This window comes from Novosphingobium resinovorum, from assembly GCF_001742225.1.
Classification (GTDB): Bacteria; Pseudomonadota; Alphaproteobacteria; order Sphingomonadales; family Sphingomonadaceae; genus Novosphingobium; species Novosphingobium resinovorum_A.
Genome location: NZ_CP017075.1, coordinates 493,688 through 511,664, shown reverse-complemented (window position 1 = coordinate 511,664; position 17,977 = coordinate 493,688). Strand labels below are relative to the sequence as shown.

The window sequence follows — 17,977 nt, the reverse complement described above, 5'->3', positions numbered from 1 at the left end:
TCATGGCAGTTCGATCAGCGCGCTGGTGCCCTTGCCCGGCTCCGATTCGAGCCGCAGGCTGCCACCGTGCGCCTCCACCAACTGGCGGGCGAGCGGCAGGCCGAGGCCGTCGCGGCTCTCCACCTTGCCGTCGGCGCTGACCTTCATCCCGTCGAGCGCGCGGGCGAGCGTGCGACTGTCCATTCCGGCTCCCTTGTCCTGCACGAGGATCTGGATCGCATCCCCCTCTCCGGCTTTGCGCCGCGAAAGCTGGACGAGAATGCGCCCGCCGCGCGTCGAGGCGGCGATGGCGTTGTCGACGATGTGCCCCAGCGCCCGCGCCAGCCTTCGCCGGTCGGCCACCAGTGGACGCAGCAGGCCCTTGGCCTGCAGGTCGAGCGTGAGGCCCGCCTTCTGCAACCGCCCTGCCCGTTCCTCGACCACCGAGCGCACGAAGGGCATCGGGTCGATTTCCTCGAACTTGAGCGGCAGCAGGCCCGCCTCGCTCTGCGACAGGTCGAGCAGGCTGTCGATGTGATCACCCAGTTGCTGCGACGCCTCGATGATCGAGCCGACATAGTCGCGCCCGGAATCGTTGAGGTCGCCGCCGATGCCGAGGTCCAGCATCTCGGCAAAACCGCCGATCGAGGTCAGCGGCGTGCGCAGTTCCTTGCTCATGTTGGCGAGGAAACGGGTCTTGATCGCATCCGCCTCGATCAGCGCGGCATTGCTTTCGCGCAGGGCCTGCTCCGCCTTCATCGAATCGGTGATGTCGAGCACCGCGAGCAGGCCATTGCCGTCCGGCAGCGGCACGCCCGCATATTCCAGCACGCGCCCGTCGGCGAGGCCGATGCGCCCGCCCGTCTGCGCGCGGTCGAGCGTCGCGGCGCGCACGACGTTGCCCACGGTTTCCGCCTCGACCGGGCGCTTGAGGCGCGAGGCGATCTTCTTGAGCAGCGCTTCCACATGCGGATGGGTGTCAAGGAATTCGCTCTCCAGCCCCCAGTCGGCGGCGAAACGGCGGTTCCATATCTGCATGCGGCCATCGGGCGCGAAGACCGCGACCGATTCGAACAGGCTGTCGAACGTGGCGGTGCGGGTGCGCAGCAGGGTGTCGCGCACGGCGGAAAGGCGCAGCTGTTCGGTGCGATCCTCGACGATCAGCAGCAGCCCGCCATCAGGGACCGGCTGGGCGACGATGCGCAAGTGCGTGCCGTCCGCGAGCGTCCAGCTTTCCTCCTGCGTCGAGCCTGCCGAAAACCAGCCCGCCTTCTCGCGCCGCCATGCTGGGAAGTCGCGCACCTCGGGCACGCGGCCCGCATCGCGCGCAGCATCGAGTAGGCGCTCGAAGGCGGGCGGATCGACGAGGATACGCCCGTCGAGCTTGAACAGGCGCTGGAACGGCTGGTTGGCGAAAGCGAGCCGCCGCTTGGCGTCGAACTGCGCCACGCCCGCGGAAAGCTGGTCGAGCAAGGCCCGCTGCGCCTCGCGGAAGGCGCGGAAGGAGCGCGACATCTCCTCCAGATCCTCGATGTCCACCGCGTAGCCCGCGACGCCGTCGTCCCCCAGCGGCAAATCGCTGACGCGCAGGGCGCGGCGCTGGCCATCAATGGTGGTCGAGACGATGCGCTCGATCGGGATGCCCTTTTCAGCCGCCTTCCGGGCGACTTGTCCCGGGGCGAGGCCATCGACCGATTCGATCAGTTCGATGCCCTTGACGACCACGTCGTCTGCGTTCTTGGCGCCCACGGCGGCGACGTAGGCATGGTTGACCAGTTGCAGTTCGCCATCCGGGCGGCGGAACCACATCGGCATCGGCGCGGCCTCGATCAGCGAGACGAGCGCGTGGAAGTCACCGCGCGCGCGGGCGGCTTCGTCACGCAGGCGGACGAGTTCGGTCTCGCTGTCGGAAAAGTCGAAGACCCAGACCAGTGCGGCGCCGCCGGGCGAGACTTGCGGGTCGGCGAGGTGCCCGCGCAGCGCAAGGCTGCGGCTGGAGCCATGCGGCGTCACCGCCATGCGGAACGGCGCGGCGGTCTTCTGGCAGCGGCGAACGGCCTCGGTCAGTTCGGCGAGTTTCTCGGCGGGCAGGCCGCGATCATTTCCATCCAGTTCGGAGAGGAACTGCGGCACTTCGTCCAGCCCCAGCCACTGCGCGAGGCGCGGAGAAGCCTCGATCCGGCCGTCCGTGCGCACCAGCAACGGGAGCGCGGGCGATTCCTCGACCATGCGGCCGAGGCGGCGGGCGGAGCGCAACTGCGCCTCGGCGCGGTTTTGGCGCGAACGCGCGGACAGCACCGCCCAGGCTGCGGCAATCGTCCAGGCGCCGAGCAGCAGGCCGATCAGGAGAGGCAGGAAACGCGAGAATTCCATCGCCACAGGCTATGATGCGCGCGGATGGCCCTGACAATGGGGGATGGCGCGAAAGCGGTAGATACGCGGGTTGGCCGACGGATCGACGTTCACGCCCTCTTGTTTACGACACCGTCATAAGCCCCTCCCGTCCATCATGCGTGACATTCACGAAAATTATCGGCGACAGGTTAGGGCGGGTGGGAAAGTGGATTCCCACGGATAGCAGGTCAGGAAGACGCCCCCGCCTTTCCTTACCCCTCCGGAGCTATGGCCAATCCGCCGATCGCCACGCACAATATGGAGAAAGCATGGTACGGCGTCGAAGCCTGCGGCTGCCCAAATGAATAGGCAAAATAACTAGGCAATCGAAATAAGACTATATCATCAAAAGAGAATTTTCATTTTGATGGAACAGTTAATAAATCTTCACTGTGTCTCACGGATAAAAATTTCCAATGTTCCCAAAATCATAAGGGAACCCCATGGGTAATGACGAACAACCGCGGCTACAACGGCCTGACACGCCGGCAAAGCCAGTGCCTGGCCCTGGTAAATCAGGGGATGACCTCAAAGGAGATCGCCCGGCAACTCGATCTTTCGCCATCGACGGTGGATAATCACCTGCGAGAAGCCATTGTGCGTATGGGAAAGAACAATCGGCAGGAGGCCGCGCGCGATTTCGCGTTGGCGCACCTCCAGGTGGACCAATCCGAACGTTTGCCGGGAGATTGTTTACCCCGCGCGATGTCACTCGTCCGCCTTGATGACATCGGACCGTTCACCGTATTCATATGTAAGAATTGATCAGCCATTATTTAGGCTTTTGCACCTCGAATGACTGCGGAACGCAAAAAGGGCGCCTCCTTTAAAGAGACCCCCCTTCTGCATCGACATCAAACCGTGATCAGTAGCGGTAGTGGTCCGGCTTGAACGGACCCGCTTCCGGCACGCCGATGTAGTCGGCCTGCTTCTTCGAAAGCTTGGTGAGCTTCACGCCCAGCTTTTCGAGGTGCAGCGCGGCGACCTTCTCGTCGAGGTGCTTGGGCAGCACGTAGACGTCGTTCTTGTAGGCGTCGTTCTTGGTGAACAGTTCGATCTGCGCCAGCGTCTGGTTGGTGAAGCTGGCCGACATCACGAAGCTGGGGTGGCCGGTGGCGCAGCCCAGGTTCACCAGGCGGCCCTTGGCGAGCACGATGATCTGCTTACCGTCCGGGAAGGTCACGAGGTCGGTGCCCGGCTTCACTTCCTTCCACTCGTAGTTGTCGAGCGCCGAGATCTGGATCTCGCTGTCGAAGTGGCCGATGTTCGAGACGATCGCCTTGTCCTTCATCGCGGCCATGTGCTCGCCGGTGATGACGGCTTCGTTGCCAGTGGCGGTCACGAAGATGTCGGCGCGCGAAACCGCGTCCTCCATGGTGACGACCTCGTAGCCCTCCATCGCGGCCTGCAGCGCGCAGATCGGGTCGATCTCGGTGACGAGGACGCGGGCGCCGCCGTTGCGCAGCGAAGCGGCCGAGCCCTTGCCGACGTCGCCGAAACCGGCGACGCAGGCGACCTTGCCGGCCAGCATCACGTCGGTGGCGCGGCGGATCGCGTCGACCAGCGATTCACGGCAACCGTAGAGGTTGTCGAACTTCGACTTGGTGACGCTGTCGTTCACGTTGATCGCGGGGAACGGCAGCTTGCCGTCCTTGGCGAGGTGGTAGAGGCGGTGAACGCCGGTGGTGGTCTCTTCCGAAACGCCCTGGATCGCCTTGACCGAAGCGGTCAGGTAGCCCGGCTTGGCCTTGAGGAAGGCGTTCAGCGCGCGGACGAACTCGATTTCCTCGGCATTGCTCGGCTCGAACAGCGTCTCGCCCGCTTCGACGCGCGCGCCCCACAGGGCGAACATCGTGGCGTCGCCGCCGTCGTCGAGGATCAGGTTGGCGGTGAGGTCGGGATTGCCCTCGCTCGACCAGTCGAAGATCTTGCCGACATAGTCCCAGTAATCGGCCAGCGATTCACCCTTGATCGCGTAGACCGGGATACCGGCGGCGGCGATGGCGGCGGCGGCGTGGTCCTGCGTCGAGAAGATGTTGCAGGTGGCCCAGCGCACTTCCGCACCGAGAGCCACCAGAGTCTCGATCAGCACGGCGGTCTGGATCGTCATGTGCAGCGAACCGGTGATGCGCGCGCCCTTAAGCGGCTGCGACGCGCCGAATTCCTCGCGCAGCGCCATCAGGCCCGGCATTTCGGTCTCGGCGATGGCGATTTCGGTGCGGCCGAAGTCGGCGAGGCCGATGTCGGTGATGGCGTAGTCGGGGGTGGTGGCCACGTGGGACTCCTGAAGATTGCGTCACGCCGGCGCCGCGCGCGGAAAACCACCCGCGAGCGGCGCCGGTACTGCCGCGTCCCTACCCGCTCCGCATCAGCGAGGCAAATATAAAGATAGCTTTATATGTTCTGTTCAACGCATGGCCAGAGCCATGAGGATGGGCGGCTGGCGCTCCAAGAGCTGCCCCGCGACTTCCACCAGCGTTGCGCGGCCCTGCACCGTGGCGAGTCCCTGCGTGATCGAGCGCAACTGGTGGCACGAGAGCCAGGGATGGCCGCCGCCGTACTCGTTGGCCATGACCACGCTCATGCGGTCGAGCGGCCCGCCCGAGGCGTCGGCGGCATCGCCGAGTTCGGCGCGCAGCTGGGCATTCGCCTCGTTGAGTTCGGACATGTGGCTGCTGGTGAACTTGCCGTAGTCCTCCATGAAGTCGTCCGCCGTGGTGCGGCATCGCAGGCCGGTCACCATCAGCATGATGTCCATGCGGCGCAGCTTCTGCGCCTCGCTCGGGCGAGCCGTCGGCGGTGCGACGACGGTATGAGGTGCCTCCGGTACTGCCGATTGCGCGAGTGCCGGTGTTGCCGCACCGAGCCCGCACGCGAGTGTCACGGCCAGCCACGGCCGCTTGATTCCGATCCTGATCATTGCCCTGTTCCCCGCAGGCAAATCGCCTGACCGAACGGGAATGTCATCGATTGCATACCGCGATCTGAAGAACCACGGTTAACGCATTTTCACGATGAAAATCCCCGCAAAATGGCCGGTTGAACGATCACGAATGACCACATCGGACGCCCTTTGAGAGCATGAGTGAACGTATCCCCGGACGCCGCCGCGACACGCCTTGCTCGGCGCCCGGCTCACGGCGCGAATCGAAATTCCCGCAGGTGCGGCGTTGCCCATCCGGGCGCTCGGCCTATATCTGCGCGGCAAAGCCGTTTTGCTGTCATGAAAGGACGAATGCCATGGCCATCTCCGTTGGCGACACGCTGCCCGACGTAAAGCTCATCAAGGTCGGCGAAAGCGGCCCCGAGCCGGTGCAGTCCTCCGAATACTTCGCGGGCAAGAAGGTCGCGTTCTTCGCGGTTCCCGGCGCGTTCACCCCGACCTGCTCGGCCAAGCACCTGCCCGGCTTCGTCGACAAGGCGGAAGAGTTCAAGGCCAAGGGCATCGACGAGATCGTCTGCACCTCGGTCAACGACGCCTTCGTGATGGGCGCCTGGGGCAAGGCCGCCGAGGCATCGGACGTGACCCTGCTGGCTGACGGCAACGCCGACTTCGCCAAGGCGGTGGACCTGACCATGGACGGTTCGGGCTTCGGCATGGGCACGCGCAGCCAGCGCTACTCGATGGTCGTCAACGACGGCGTGGTCGAGCAGCTCAACGTCGAGGCGCCCGGCTCGTTCGAGGTCAGCTCGGCGGAGCACATGCTCGGCCAGCTCTGAGGCTGAGACATATCGGCAAAAGGGCGCCCTTCCATGCGGAGGGGCGCCCTTTTCGTATCGGCGGGGCGGTGGAATGGCCTCGTACCTTGGCCTTGGCGGGGTGCGCGGGTAGCACTTGTGCGAACAATTCATTTCAGGGGTTAGATCATGGCGCGCTCGGTTATCGTCACCGGTGGTTTCGGGGTTCTGGGGCAGGCAGTGGCGCAGGCCTTCGCTGCGGCGGGAGACAAGGTCGCCCGCGTGGACTTCGCGAAGACCGCGCATGAGCCGCTGGACGGCGCGCTCGACATCGGCGGGGTCGACCTGACCGATGCGGCCTCCACCCAGGCCGCGCTCGACACGGTCGCGGCGGCGCATGGCGGGGTGGACGTGCTGGTCAACGTCGCGGGCGGCTTCACCTGGGAGACGCTGGAGGACGGCTCGATCGATGCCTGGGTGAAGATGCAGGCGATGAACCTGCTGACCGGCGCGACGATCACCAAGCTCGCCCTGCCCGCGCTCAAGGCTTCCGCAGCGGGCCGGATCGTCAACATCGGTGCGGGCGCGGCGGGGAAGGCGGCGGCCGGCATGGGTGCCTACACCGCGTCGAAGTCGGGCGTCCACCGGCTGACCGAGGCGCTGTCCGAGGAGCTTTCCGGCACCGCCGTCACCGTCAACGCGATCCTGCCGAGCACCATCGACACGCCGACCAACCGCGCCGACATGCCGGACGCGGACTTTGCGACATGGGTGCAGCCCTCGGCGATCGCGGATGTGATCGTGTTCCTCGCCTCGGCACAGGCGCGGGCGATCAGCGGGGCGCTGATCCCGGTGACGCGCGGCGGATGATGCGCGGCACGTAGACGACGATGCCTTCGCCTGCATAGATCCGCTGCCATGCCCGGCTGCGGGCGAGTGCCTCGGCGAGCGGCGCATTATGGTCATCGTCGAGCACGAAGGCGGCCGGGTTCCACTTGTGCACGACGTCGACGAGCGGGACGATGCCGTTCTCGATCCCGCCATTGTACTGCCATTCCTCGCGCGCGTAGCGGTAGTAGCGGCCGTCGTAGGCGACCTTCCAGTCCGGGTAGCCGGTGTCGATGATGACGCCGCCGAACGGGAAATCGCCGTAGACCGTCCCGCGCACTCCGAATTTGCGCAAGTGCTCCACCGCTTTCAGCGGCAGGGTCGGCGCGAAGCGGGTCGGGGCGAGCAGCGGGGTGACCACAGCGACGAGCGCGAGCGGAGCCAGCACCGTCAGCCATTCCGAACGGGCGGGTTTCGCGCCCTCCTTTCCGGCAGCGCGGGCGATCACCGGCACCATCGCCACCGCCCAGAACAGCACGAAGCGATAGGCCGTCAGCGTCATCACCGAAAGGCCGATGACGACGGCGATTTCCGCCAGATCGACGCACCCGCCCCGACGCACGATCAGCCAGAGCGTCAGCACGGTCACCACCAGCACCGGCAGGGCATTGGCGTAGTTGGCGGGTGTCCAGATCGGGAACCACTCGCTCGCGCCGATGGCTATGCTCGCCTGCGCGTTGGCAGCCGAGGTCGCGAGTATCGAGGCGCCGTCGGGCGTGGCGAACATCGCCGCCACCGAAAGCACGCCGAGGGCGCTCAGCCCCCATGGACGAGCGGCGGCGCGGCCGGTTGTCCAGCGATACCATCCGGCCCCGGCGGCAAGGTTCAGCGCCGCCACCGCGACACTCACCGAAGGATGCAGGTTCTGCCACGCAATCAGCACCGGCAGACCCAACGCCACCATCGGCAGCGGCCGCAAGTCCAGCCGCTGCAGCGCGAGCAGCAGCCCGAAGCACAGGCAGGCAAAGCTCTGCGGGCGCACGCTTGCGGTCGGCAGCGCCGCGACGAAGACCAGCGCCAGCGCCAGCATCACGGCCTGCAGACTAGCGCCCTTCCAGCGGCATGCGGCGGCGACGGCCCAGAAGCCGCCGAGCCAGCACAAGGCGTCGAACACGCGCAGCAGGTCCCAGCCGCCGATCCGCCGCACCGTCGCCATGACCGCCTGCCCGGCCCATGCGACGGCGGGCAGCGGTTCTCCGGCATGGAGCGCGGCGAAAGGCTCGGTCGGCACCGGACCGTCGCGATCGACGATCAGTTCGCCCAGCTTGAGCTGCCAGAAGATATCGACGTCCCACACCGGCCGCAGCAGCAGGACCAGCAACGTCACCGCGGGGACGAGCGCCAGCAGCAGGCGAACGCGCGCCGGTCTTGCCTGAAATGCCCCGTTATTCTGCTCGATCATCTGCCTGTCCGCCTCCGGCCTGCCCTCACCGGATGCCAGCGGCTCTGGCCGCAGGCGCGGCGGCGTTCAAGCGCAATCTTTCGCGGAAGGAAGTCTCCCGCGCGTAGCTCCCCTTCGACCGACCGCGCCGCCACCCCCTGCTTTCGTCATTGCGAGCGTAGCGAAGCAATCCAGGGCAGTGTTACGTCGCCCTGGATTGCTTCGCTACGCTCGCAATGACGAAACGTGGTGGGCCACGGAATTACCGCACCGCCCGCCACGCTGCATAGTCGGCGATCAGTTGCGGATATTCCTCCAGCTCCGGAAAGCGGTCGTAGCGACGCTCCACCTTCGTCTCCACCCACCGTAGCTTCTCCGCCACCTGCATCTCGATGTAGGGGGTGAACACCGAACGATCGTCGAGCAGCGTGGCGCGCGCGTTGACGAATCCCATCGACGGATCGACGCGGGTGAAGACCCAGGACTTGCACCAGACGCAGTGATGGTGATGCGCCTCGTCGCCGTGGATGCCGCCGATCTCGGTCTCGCCGGTGACGACCTCGAAGCCCTGCACCGGCACCGAGATCGTGGTGGAGAAGGCGCTGGCGGTCATTCGCTGGCAGCCGGTGCAGTGGCACAGCCCCTCGATCAGCGGAGGCGCCGTCAGGCGAAAGCGCAGGCGCGAGCAGCGACAACCGCCCTCGAGTACCTGCGCATGACCCATGACGCCTCTCCGCGTATTCAGTAGCCCATCAGGCTGAGCACTTCCTTGCGGGAACGTTCGTCCTCCAGGAAAGTGCCCATCATGCGGCTGGTGATCATGCCGACGCCCGGCGTGCGCACGCCGCGCGCGGTCATGCAGGCGTGGTTCGCCTCGATCACGACCGCGACGCCCTGCGGCTTCAGGTGTTCCCAGATGCACTGCGCGACTTCGGCGGTCAGGCGCTCCTGAATCTGCAGGCGGCGCGCGAAGCCGTGCAGCACGCGCGCCAGCTTGGAGATGCCGACAACGTGGTTGCGCGGCAGGTAGGCGATCGCGGCCTTGCCGATGATCGGCGCCATGTGGTGCTCGCAGTGCGACTGGAAGGGAATGTCCTTCAGCAGCACGACCTCGTCGTAGCCGCCCACTTCCTCGAAGATGCGCGACAGGTGGACCGCCGGATCTTCCTGATAGCCCTGGCAGTATTCCAGCCAGGCGCGCGCCACGCGCTTGGGGGTGTCAACCAGGCCCTCGCGCGTCGGATCGTCGCCGGCCCACTCGATCAGCGTGCGGATCGCGTCCTGAACGTTGTCGGGCACATCCGGCTTGCGCAAGGGGTCATGGCGCGGGCTATCCTCATCGGGACTTACCTGGCTGCTCATCCGACTTGCTCCTTCTCAATCTTTTCATCAGGCGCACACGCATCAGGTGTCCCTTGCCGCGGAACAACCCGCGTCGCGCGATAGGCTCGAACATTTCGCCGGGGCGTTCCGGATCGAGCACCCCGCTTTGGCCGAGTGCTCTTTCAGCTTCCGACAAGTTCTTCAAGGGCAAGGGTTCGAGATATTTCTTTCCGGCCTTGGGTCCGTCGCGATTGAGCGCGTCCACCATCGCCGCCATCGAGCCATGCCGCTCGATCCCGGCCGCCACTTCGCCTTCCGCGATACCGCAGTGCTCGGCCAGCAGGCGCAGGCGCAATTCGGTGATCGTCGCGGGATCGACGTGGGCATTGGCGGGCCGGGCAAGGTCGATGAAGACGTCGCACTCGCTGTCGAGGCCCATCGAACGGTTGTTCATGTTCGCCGAGCCGACGCGCAGCACCTCGTCGTCGATGATCGTCAGCTTGGCGTGGACGTAGATCGGCTCGCCCTCGGCGTTGGAGGGAGTAAAGATGCGGAAACGACCATGCGCGTCCACCGCCTGCAGCGTCTCGACCAGTTCGACGCGGGCGGTGTCCATCGCCTGCTGCTCCAGCCAGCCGTCGGCGGTGACCGGGTTGACGATGAAGAACTCGGGCGGATTGTCCTCGGAGAGCCGCTTGCAGATGGCCTCCGCGATCGCGCGCGAGGCGAAGTACTGCGTCTCGGCATACATGAAGCGCTTCACGCGGGCGATCTGCTCGACGAAGAGCTTCTCGATCTCGGCGACCTGCGGGCAGTCGTTATACTCCGCGCGGGTGCGGGCGATGCCGATCTCGACGTTCTCGAACTCGGCCGTCAGCCCCTCCGGCCAGGGAGTCCCCTCGCGCGGGCGACAGGGCGCGAGGTCTTCGCCGCCGGCGACCTTCCAGCGCTCGCGCCCCAGTTCCCCCAGCGTCGCGGCGACCTCGCCCTCCAGCATCATCGTGACGTCGTGCCAGGGACCGTAGAGCCGCCCGGTCGGCCGCTTGCGGCGCGGGTCGCGGGGCAGGTGGTCAGGCGTGTCCCACCGGTCGGAGGTCATGTCGATGCCGCCGCAGGCCGCCACCTTGTCGTCAATCACCACGATCTTCTGGTGATGGCTGCAGCCGACCGGATGGGCGGCATCGAACTTGAAGTCGATGCGCGGATGCTTCGCCCAGCGCACCACGTCGAACAGCATCGTACCCCGCAGCAGGTACTTGAGCATGGCGACGTTCCACTTGAGCAGCCTGATCTCAAGCTCCGGATTGCGCTTCACCACCCAGAGCATGAACGAGCCGAGGCGCGCGGGAAACTTGCGCTTGCGGCCACGCTGCCACCAGCGCCGCCCGGAGGTCAGCAGGATGCGGGAATCGAAGTCCCACCCGATCATGAAGATGCGCTGGCGCGCGCCTTCCATCGTTTCGCGAATGGCCTCGAAGTAATCGGCCGCGTCCACGACCACGTGCGCGCGCGAAGCCTTGGCATAGCGCCATACCGAAGGCGCAACGCCCTCGTCGTTCTGATCTTGCATCGTCCATCCTGCCGGAGCTTCCACCACGGCCGGTTCAAACGCCGAAGGGCGCGAATGTTCCCCTCGAATGTCAACTTGTGCACACGCAGTCAGACTTCGCCCGACGCGACGAAGCGTTCATCGCAGAGACCTTTGCGATCGTCGGTCATGAGGACCAGACCCTGCCCCGGGTCACAGAGCATCGGGATTCGGGAAGCGATGACCGCCTGGTGGTGACACCGACAACCACTCGCCCACAATCGAAACGGCGAGAACGGCCGAAATCCGCTGTTTTCCACAAGGGCTGACCGGCTCATCGCGGGAATGGCTCGATTCGCCCCTTGTACACGCAACCGTTCACCCTGCGCTGGATTTGCCTGACTATACCTGTCCCTCACCCCGTCTGCCGTGTGCGAAGTTTCGCCGCGGCGGGGCCGGCGAAAGTCGGACGGGGTAACCCCAGCCCGGGTTCGCCGGGCCGCATTTCTCGCCCCTTCAGGGGGGCTTGTTCCGGGCCCGTCCTCCCACGGGTCCCGCAAACAAGGAGTACGCCATGAAGAAAACCCTCATCACCGCCGCCATCGCTGCGGCCGCACTCGCTCCTGCTGCCGTGATGGCTCAGGCCGCTGCACCGGCTGCCGCTCCCGCCGCGGCGGCGACCGCAACCGCCAACCCGACCACCGGCGCCAAGGTCTTCGACGCCGCAGGCGCTGACGTCGGCACTGTCGAGGCCGTCCAGGGCGACATCGTCACCGTCTCCACCGGCACCGCGCGCGCCGGTCTCCCCAAGAATGCCTTCGTCATGCGCGACAAGGGCCTGACCATCGGCATGACCAAGGCCGAGCTGGAATCGGCCGTGAACGGCGCCAAGGCCGAGAACACCGCCGCCAAGGATGCTGCGATCGTCGCCGACGCGCCCATCAAGAGCAGCGACGGCGTCGTGCTCGGCACCGTCAGCAAGGTGGAAGGCGACAACGTCACCGTGGCCCTCAGCGGCGGTTCGGCCGCGCAGCTCAAGAAGTCCTACCTCGGCCTCGGCGCCGACGGTTCGCTGGCTCTGGGCATGAGCGCTGCCGACTTCGCCAAGGCGACCCAGTCGGCCGCCGGCGGCCAGCCGGGCGCCGACGCCGCCGCGACCGCAGGCGGTGCGGCTGCAGCGACCACGCCCGAAGGCCAGTAAGCCTCTGCCTCATCCTGCCCTGGCAGGGTGACCGGCAAAGTGGCCGAGGGCCGGAAGCGATCGAACTCGCTTCCGGCCCTCTCTATTTATCCGGGTCAAAAAGGTCTTGCGATTCGCGCACCCGTTGCCCCAATAGAGGCGCGAGCCCGTCCAGACGCGCAACAAGCGCGCCGCCAGACCATCTTGGGGTCCGCATTGACCATCTCGGAACGCTTCACGGCCTTTTTCAAGGCCGTCCCGGGCATCGACGCCTCGCTCGACCTTGCGCGGCGCCGGGCCGCGACGATCGGGGGAGCGGTGCTGCTCGGCCTGGTCGCGATCGCTTTCGCATGGGCGGGTGACACCGCGCAGAAAGTGTTCCGCGCCTTCGCCGCCGTCCACCCTTACGCTCCGCTCGTCATGACACCCGCGATCTTCGCTGCCGTCGTCTTCATCACCCGGCGCTGGGCGCCCGCCGCGCGCGGCTCGGGCATTCCGCAGGTCATGGCGGCGAGTGAAAACCTCGAACTCGCCCGCTCGCCGCTGCTGCAGATGCGCACCGCCATCACCAAGCTGTTGCTGACGGTGACGATGCTGCTGGCCGGAGGCTCGGTCGGGCGCGAGGGGCCGACAGTACAGGTCAGTGCCGCGATCATGGTTGCCTGCCACCGCGTGCTGCGCGTGCCGATGACGGCGGGCGTGCTCATCGCGGGCGGTGCAGCTGGAGTCGCGGCCGCCTTCAACACGCCGCTGGCCGGGGTCGCTTTCGCGATCGAGGAACTCGCAGCCGCTTTCGAGCAGCGCGTCGCGGTGCTGGTGATGGGCGCGGTCGTCGTCTCCGGCCTCGTCAGCCTCGGGATCGCCGGGGACTACGTCTACTTCGGAGCCATGCGACAGACGCTGGAAGTCGGCTCGGTCGTGATGATCGCGCCGGTCGCGGGAATCTTGGGCGGCGTCCTCGGCGGGCTGTTTTCGCGCCTGCTGCTGGCCTGCGCGCGCGGCGAACATCCCCTTCTCGCGGCCATGCGTTCGCGGCCGGTAGCGACGGCGCTGATCTGCGGGCTTGTCGTCGCGGTGCTCGGCGTCGTCACCGGCGGCTCTACGTGGGGCACCGGCTACGAGACTACCCGCCTGATGATCGACGGCCAGCAGAGCGCCTCCCCCTGGTTCGGCCCGGCCAAGTTCGTCGCCACCGCCGCGACGGCGATCTCCGGCGCGCCGGGCGGCATCTTCGCGCCATCGCTGTCGGTCGGCGCGGGCTTCGGCGAACTGCTGTCCTACGTCTTCTCAGGCGATCCCATGCCCGCCGTCGTCCTGCTGGGCATGACCGGCTACTTCGTCGGCGTCGTGCGCGCGCCGCTGACCGCCGTGATCATTCTGATGGAGACCACCGCAAGCCGCGGGATGATACTGCCGCTGTTCCTGACAGCGATCATCGCCGATACCGCCAGCACGCTGGTGTGCCGGGAAAAGCTCTACCACGGCCTCTCGCGCGGGTTTCTGGCGAAAGGGTGACCGAGCGCCGTTCATCATCACCACGCGTCGTCATTCCCGCGAAGGCGGGAACCCATCTCCTGATGTTCCCTGTCGAGGCGTCATCAGTTGGGTCCCCGCCTTCGCGGGGATGACGGGCAAAATATCAAGACCCGGTGCGGTCGCAGCGATGAAACGCCAAAACGAAAAACCCCGCCGGTGAGGGCGGGGTTTTTCGTTTTGGATGGTGGTGCGCCCGGAACGATTCGAACGTCCGACCCTCAGATTCGTAGTCTGATGCTCTATCCAGCTGAGCTACGGGCGCCTACCATTTTCAACCCAAACAAGGACCACATCACCCCCGGAAGGAAGAGTGGTGCGCCCGGAACGATTCGAACGTCCGACCCTCAGATTCGTAGTCTGATGCTCTATCCAGCTGAGCTACGGGCGCCTTGGAGGGCTGCCTCTAGGGGGGGAATCGGCATCGGTCAACGCCTATGTTCCGCTTTTTTGCATATTGTTTTCCACAGCCCCCAGATGCCGTTCGAGCGCCTCGGCCAGCGGGTAATCGAGCGGCGGCATCCTCAGTCCCGAGATCGCGCCGGGCGCGACCCATGCCACGTCGGCGGCCTCGATGGCGCGCGGCTCGCCCTGCCAGCGGGTGCAAATATAGAGAAGAATCACGAGCGGGCGCGACGGCCCCTTCCCGCCTTCCTCGACCGTAGCGGTGCGGCCGCTGGCGAAGCCCACCGCCTCCAGATCGCCCGGCGCTACGATTACGCCCAGTTCCTCTTCGAGTTCGCGTACAAGGGCGCCCTCCGGGCTCTCACCCGGCTCCAGCTTGCCTCCGGGAAATTCCCATAGGCCGCCATGCACTCCGATGAAATCGCGCTGCTGCATAAGCACTGTGCCGGAACGCCCGTCGTCGCGCCCGCCGTCATCGGGACGCACGAGTGCGCCTGCGACGACGAGTAAAGGTGTCGGTGGACTTTCCAGCTGTGCCTCCTGCCTTAATGCCTAATTAACGCTGCCGTGGGATCAGACGTCCCTCGCGCGAACTAGCACGGTGACCATGCGCCTTCATCGCCTTCTCAAGACGATCATCGAAAACCGGGACGGTGCGTCCACGGTCGAATACGGCATGATCCTCGCCTTCATCGTACTGGCCATCTTCGCCACGCTGCAGGGCGTGGCCAGCGAGACCGTATCTATGTGGAACAACGTAGCCGCCAAGTCGTCGGCTGCGATGTCCAAAAACTAGGGTGAAACAGCCTTAAGCGTTTATCAACGATTGCAGGCTAAAAAGAGATTGTCCAAGGCGCAGAAGAGAGACTGAAGCGAGGCGGACCGGGTACACTAGACTGCTTTATCAGGAGACCACCATGAAGTTTCTCGCCAAGCTGCGCCGCAACGAAAAGGGCGCTACCGCCATCGAATACGGCCTGATCGCCGCTCTCATCGCAGTTGCCGCCATCGCCGCCATGCAGGGCATGGGCTCGCAGCTCGTTTCGACCTTCTCGAAGACCTCGTCGGCAATGTCGAAGGGCGTCAGCTAATAGCTGAATACTTAATCTGTACTTACAGATTAAAGATTGAGGGGCGGCAGGGAAACCTGCCGCCCCTTTCGCTTTGTGCCCTGCGGAAACCATAAAGCCGCAATATCAGTAGGTTACGATCTTCACCTTCTGCCCCGGCGTCAGCGCGGTGTTCGCATCCATGCCGTTGAGCACCAGGAAACGGTCCACCGCCGCGTCGGTATAGGCCATCTTCGCCGCCAGCGAGCGCACGGTGTCGCCCTGCCTTACAGTGACGACGCGCAGCAATCGCGGCTTCACGCTGCCTGCATCCGCCGCCGAGATGCGCCGGATCGAGCGGAACATCGGCGTGAACACTTCTGCACCACCCGCCTGCGCCAGCGTCAGGAAGTGATAGGCCTGCCCGTTGCCGAAGTCGTAGGCGAAGACGACGACGTCCACCGCCCCGCTCTGCTGCTGCACCCGTGCGACTCCGTAAGCGGCGGGGATGCCATTCACCGTGGTTTTTTCGATGCTGGCGGGAGTGATTCGCGCCTGATTCGATTCGGTCAGCCCGGCGAAGACGCCGGTGATGTACGAATCGAGGCTGCCGCTCAGCTTCCCGCCGGAAAATTGTGCCTTCCCCGACGATCCGCTGATCGTAACAGCCTGCGTTCCGTTGACCATGAAGAAGCCGTCAGGGGCCTCGAAGGCGAATCGAAGTGTCGGATGCGTGAACTTTCGGCCGTCCACGACGCCCTGCTTGGGGTCGTCGCCATAGACCAGCCCGTCGATTCGCGTGAGGAAAGTGTCACGATTCGTGGTGCCGCTGCTCCCTTGCCCCGCATATGTCAGTGCGGAGCGCACGCGCGAGGCGGGATCGGGGTGAGTCGAGGCCCATTCCGGCGTCTGATTCGTGCTCCCGCGCAGCTGCGCCTCCAGCGCGTTCTGCCGCGCAAGGCTTTCCAGCACGCTCGACATCGCGCGCGGATCGTAGCCCGCGCGCTTGAGGTAGGTAATGCCCAGCTGGTCCGCCTGCAGCTCCTGCGAGCGTGAGAACTTCAGCGTAAGTAGCTGCGAACCTTGCGAAAACAGCTTCTGCCCGAATTGCCCGAAAGCGTTGTCGCCCAGCACCGCGCCCGCCAGCACCGAGCCCAGCACGCCAAGGATCTGGTTGCGCTGCGCCGCCTTCTGCCGCTGCGCCGAGTGCCGCGCGGCGACGTGGCCGACCTCGTGGCCGAGCACGCCCGCCATCTCCGCCTCGTTGTTCATCAGCGCGGTCAGCTGGCGCGTCACGTAGATATAGCCGCCGGGAATCGCGAAAGCGTTGTTCACCGGCGAATTGAGCAGGGTGACGGTGAAATCCCCCGTCGCGTTCGACAGGCCCGACTGCACCGCGATTCGCTTGCCAACCTGCTCGACGTAGCTGGCCTGCGGACCGGTCAGGCCGCCGCCGAATTCGGCCAGCAGTTCGGGATGGGCCTTGGCCCCTTGCGACTTGTCGGCAGCACTGATCGCATAGACTTGCGGCGCTTTCGACGCCTGCGCCTCCAGCCGCGCCGGCCCCGCCGAGACCACCAGCAGCCCCAGCGCCGAGACGACCGCGCCTCCCCGAACTCCGGCCCGAACCACGCGCTTCACGTTGGATACCATGTCGCTCCCTTCCTCCATTCTGCGGGCCGCCACCCGCGATTCTTGCCCTTCGCGCAACGAGTCGCACGGCGGGCTTGTTCCCTTGCGCCCTACATCTGCCCCTTCGCGAGCGGATGGCGCGAGTTCACCAGTTCCACCAGCCGCGCGCTGTCCACATGCGTATAGATCTGCGTCGTCGCGATGTCGGCATGGCCGAGCAGCATCTGCAGCACGCGCAAATCCGCGCCGCCTTCCAGCAGGTGAGTTGCGAAGGCATGGCGCAGCACGTGCGGCGAGACGCGCTCCGGATCGAGCCCCGCCCTGCCCGCCAGTGCCCGCAGCAACTGGAACAGCCGCACGCGCGTCAGGTGACCGCTTGCCCCGCTCGACGGGAACAGGAACCGCGAGGTCCCCTTCCGCAACGCCAGCCAGCGCGACAGCACCGCGCGAGAGCGGGTGCTGACCGGCACCATGCGCTGCTGCCCGCCCTTGCCGGTTATGTGGAGAAACGGCGCATCCCGCGGCACTGCGGTGACGGGGAGCGAAACCAGTTCGGTCGCGCGCAGGCCGGACCCGTAGAGCAGTTCGAGCAGCGCCAGCAGCCGCACCGCGTCGGACCGCTCGGAAGTCGCCTCCTCGTCCGCCTGCGCGAGAAACCGCTCGACTTCTTCGTGACTGAGCAGGCGCGGCAGCGGGCGGCGCACGCGCCCCTTGGGCAGCGCACCGGAAGGATCGTCCTTGCGCAGCCCTTCATCGATCAGGAAACCATAGAACTGCCGCAGCGCCGAACACCGCCGGGCGAGGCTGGACGCCGCCAGTCCGCTCCACGCGCCTCCGAGCCCCTCCAATGCCTCGGGCGTGGCATTGGCGACATCGCCCAGCACCTCGCGCGCGGCTTCGAGGTCGCGGCGATAGGCGGCGAGCGTATTGGCCGCCGCGCCGCGTTCCGCCGCCAGCATCGCCAGGAACCGCTCGGCGAGATCGTTCCCGGCCGCGGCCACAGTCAC

Annotated in this window: 17 protein-coding genes and 2 tRNA genes; 7 read left to right on the top strand and 12 right to left on the bottom strand. The window is 66.0% G+C overall.

What is annotated here, in order from left to right; genetic code table 11:
* Window positions 1-2,352: a PAS domain-containing sensor histidine kinase gene (locus BES08_RS02305; RefSeq protein WP_069707600.1), complete on the bottom strand. Its 2,352-nt coding sequence runs from the start codon at window positions 2,350-2,352 to the stop codon at window positions 1-3.
* A 471-nt stretch (window positions 2,353-2,823) separates the two neighbouring features.
* Between BES08_RS02305 and BES08_RS02300 the strand changes: the two genes are divergently transcribed.
* Window positions 2,824-3,138, top strand: coding sequence for a helix-turn-helix domain-containing protein (locus tag BES08_RS02300; RefSeq protein WP_008829667.1), 315 nt, complete (start codon window positions 2,824-2,826; stop codon window positions 3,136-3,138).
* Between the two features lie 100 nt (window positions 3,139-3,238).
* On the opposite strand, the gene ahcY is transcribed toward BES08_RS02300, so the two are convergent.
* Entirely contained in the window at window positions 3,239-4,648 is a 1,410-nt protein-coding gene (gene ahcY, locus BES08_RS02295) for an adenosylhomocysteinase (protein WP_008829668.1), read from the bottom strand.
* A gap of 132 nt (window positions 4,649-4,780) precedes the next feature.
* Window positions 4,781-5,293 carry a hypothetical protein gene (locus tag BES08_RS02290; protein WP_008829669.1) on the bottom strand — a complete coding sequence of 171 codons (513 nt, stop codon included), beginning with the start codon at window positions 5,291-5,293 and terminating at the stop codon, window positions 4,781-4,783.
* 320 nt (window positions 5,294-5,613) lie between these two features.
* Between BES08_RS02290 and BES08_RS02285 the strand changes: the two genes are divergently transcribed.
* Together BES08_RS02285 and BES08_RS02280 are read left to right on the top strand one after the other, a co-directional pair.
* Window positions 5,614-6,093, top strand: coding sequence for a peroxiredoxin (locus BES08_RS02285; protein ID WP_069707599.1), 480 nt, complete (start codon window positions 5,614-5,616; stop codon window positions 6,091-6,093).
* Window positions 6,094-6,240: 147 nt separating this feature from the next.
* Entirely contained in the window at window positions 6,241-6,921 is a 681-nt protein-coding gene (locus tag BES08_RS02280) for an SDR family NAD(P)-dependent oxidoreductase (RefSeq protein WP_069707598.1), read from the top strand.
* Here BES08_RS02280 and BES08_RS02275 read toward each other — a convergent pair.
* The 4 genes from BES08_RS02275 to BES08_RS02260 form a co-directional block, all read right to left on the bottom strand.
* Window positions 6,884-8,341, bottom strand: coding sequence for a hypothetical protein (locus BES08_RS02275; RefSeq protein ID WP_069707597.1), 1,458 nt, complete (start codon window positions 8,339-8,341; stop codon window positions 6,884-6,886). The genes BES08_RS02280 and BES08_RS02275 overlap by 38 nt on opposite strands.
* 241 nt (window positions 8,342-8,582) lie before the next feature.
* A complete protein-coding gene (locus BES08_RS02270; RefSeq protein WP_069707596.1) occupies window positions 8,583-9,044 on the bottom strand; it encodes a GFA family protein in 462 nt (153 codons plus the stop codon).
* Between the two features lie 17 nt (window positions 9,045-9,061).
* Window positions 9,062-9,682, bottom strand: a complete 621-nt coding sequence (gene folE, locus BES08_RS02265) for a GTP cyclohydrolase I FolE (protein WP_069707595.1) — start codon at window positions 9,680-9,682, stop codon at window positions 9,062-9,064.
* Entirely contained in the window at window positions 9,657-11,213 is a 1,557-nt protein-coding gene (locus BES08_RS02260) for a phospholipase D-like domain-containing protein (protein ID WP_069707594.1), read from the bottom strand. The genes folE and BES08_RS02260 overlap by 26 nt, the downstream gene beginning before the upstream one ends.
* A gap of 532 nt (window positions 11,214-11,745) precedes the next feature.
* Here BES08_RS02260 and BES08_RS02255 point away from each other — a divergent pair.
* On the top strand, window positions 11,746-12,372 hold the full coding sequence (locus BES08_RS02255) for a hypothetical protein (RefSeq protein WP_069707593.1): 627 nt from the start codon (window positions 11,746-11,748) through the stop codon (window positions 12,370-12,372).
* A 195-nt stretch (window positions 12,373-12,567) separates the two neighbouring features.
* On the top strand, window positions 12,568-13,866 hold the full coding sequence (locus BES08_RS02250) for a chloride channel protein (RefSeq protein ID WP_231958136.1): 1,299 nt from the start codon (window positions 12,568-12,570) through the stop codon (window positions 13,864-13,866).
* A 206-nt stretch (window positions 13,867-14,072) separates the two neighbouring features.
* Here the strand turns inward: BES08_RS02250 and BES08_RS02245 are convergent.
* The 3 genes from BES08_RS02245 to BES08_RS02235 form a co-directional block, all read right to left on the bottom strand.
* Window positions 14,073-14,149 (bottom strand) — tRNA-Arg (locus BES08_RS02245).
* 49 nt (window positions 14,150-14,198) lie between these two features.
* Window positions 14,199-14,275: transfer RNA gene (locus BES08_RS02240), tRNA-Arg, on the bottom strand.
* A 44-nt stretch (window positions 14,276-14,319) separates the two neighbouring features.
* The gene (locus BES08_RS02235) at window positions 14,320-14,775 is read right to left on the bottom strand and encodes a (deoxy)nucleoside triphosphate pyrophosphohydrolase (protein ID WP_083274565.1); all 456 of its coding nucleotides are present in this window, start codon (window positions 14,773-14,775) and stop codon (window positions 14,320-14,322) included.
* A gap of 121 nt (window positions 14,776-14,896) precedes the next feature.
* Between BES08_RS02235 and BES08_RS02230 the strand changes: the two genes are divergently transcribed.
* Both BES08_RS02230 and BES08_RS02225 read left to right on the top strand, forming a co-directional pair.
* Window positions 14,897-15,085, top strand: coding sequence for a Flp family type IVb pilin (locus BES08_RS02230; protein WP_008829679.1), 189 nt, complete (start codon window positions 14,897-14,899; stop codon window positions 15,083-15,085).
* Window positions 15,086-15,206: 121 nt separating this feature from the next.
* Window positions 15,207-15,380, top strand: a complete 174-nt coding sequence (locus tag BES08_RS02225) for a Flp family type IVb pilin (protein ID WP_008829680.1) — start codon at window positions 15,207-15,209, stop codon at window positions 15,378-15,380.
* Between the two features lie 105 nt (window positions 15,381-15,485).
* Here BES08_RS02225 and BES08_RS02220 read toward each other — a convergent pair whose 3' ends face one another.
* Together BES08_RS02220 and BES08_RS02215 are read right to left on the bottom strand one after the other, a co-directional pair.
* Window positions 15,486-16,991: a M48 family metalloprotease gene (locus tag BES08_RS02220; protein WP_197524446.1), complete on the bottom strand. Its 1,506-nt coding sequence runs from the start codon at window positions 16,989-16,991 to the stop codon at window positions 15,486-15,488.
* An 89-nt stretch (window positions 16,992-17,080) separates the two neighbouring features.
* Window positions 17,081-17,977 carry a tyrosine recombinase gene (locus BES08_RS02215; RefSeq protein WP_008829682.1) on the bottom strand — a complete coding sequence of 299 codons (897 nt, stop codon included), beginning with the start codon at window positions 17,975-17,977 and terminating at the stop codon, window positions 17,081-17,083.

Bases quoted from the DNA above. Each gene is read 5' to 3' on its own strand.
- BES08_RS02305 (WP_069707600.1), bottom strand. From the start codon at position 2,352: ATGGAATTCTCGCGTTTCCTGCCTCTCCTGATCGGCCTGCTGCTCGGC.
- BES08_RS02300 (WP_008829667.1), top strand. From the start codon at position 2,824: ATGACGAACAACCGCGGCTACAACGGCCTGACACGCCGGCAAAGCCAG.
- BES08_RS02290 (WP_008829669.1), bottom strand. From the start codon at position 5,293: ATGATCAGGATCGGAATCAAGCGGCCGTGGCTGGCCGTGACACTCGCG.
- BES08_RS02285 (WP_069707599.1), top strand. From the start codon at position 5,614: ATGGCCATCTCCGTTGGCGACACGCTGCCCGACGTAAAGCTCATCAAG.
- BES08_RS02280 (WP_069707598.1), top strand. From the start codon at position 6,241: ATGGCGCGCTCGGTTATCGTCACCGGTGGTTTCGGGGTTCTGGGGCAG.
- BES08_RS02275 (WP_069707597.1), bottom strand. From the start codon at position 8,341: ATGATCGAGCAGAATAACGGGGCATTTCAGGCAAGACCGGCGCGCGTT.
- BES08_RS02270 (WP_069707596.1), bottom strand. From the start codon at position 9,044: ATGGGTCATGCGCAGGTACTCGAGGGCGGTTGTCGCTGCTCGCGCCTG.
- folE (WP_069707595.1), bottom strand. From the start codon at position 9,682: ATGAGCAGCCAGGTAAGTCCCGATGAGGATAGCCCGCGCCATGACCCC.
- BES08_RS02260 (WP_069707594.1), bottom strand. From the start codon at position 11,213: ATGCAAGATCAGAACGACGAGGGCGTTGCGCCTTCGGTATGGCGCTAT.
- BES08_RS02255 (WP_069707593.1), top strand. From the start codon at position 11,746: ATGAAGAAAACCCTCATCACCGCCGCCATCGCTGCGGCCGCACTCGCT.
- BES08_RS02230 (WP_008829679.1), top strand. From the start codon at position 14,897: ATGCGCCTTCATCGCCTTCTCAAGACGATCATCGAAAACCGGGACGGT.
- BES08_RS02225 (WP_008829680.1), top strand. From the start codon at position 15,207: ATGAAGTTTCTCGCCAAGCTGCGCCGCAACGAAAAGGGCGCTACCGCC.
- BES08_RS02220 (WP_197524446.1), bottom strand. From the start codon at position 16,991: ATGGTATCCAACGTGAAGCGCGTGGTTCGGGCCGGAGTTCGGGGAGGC.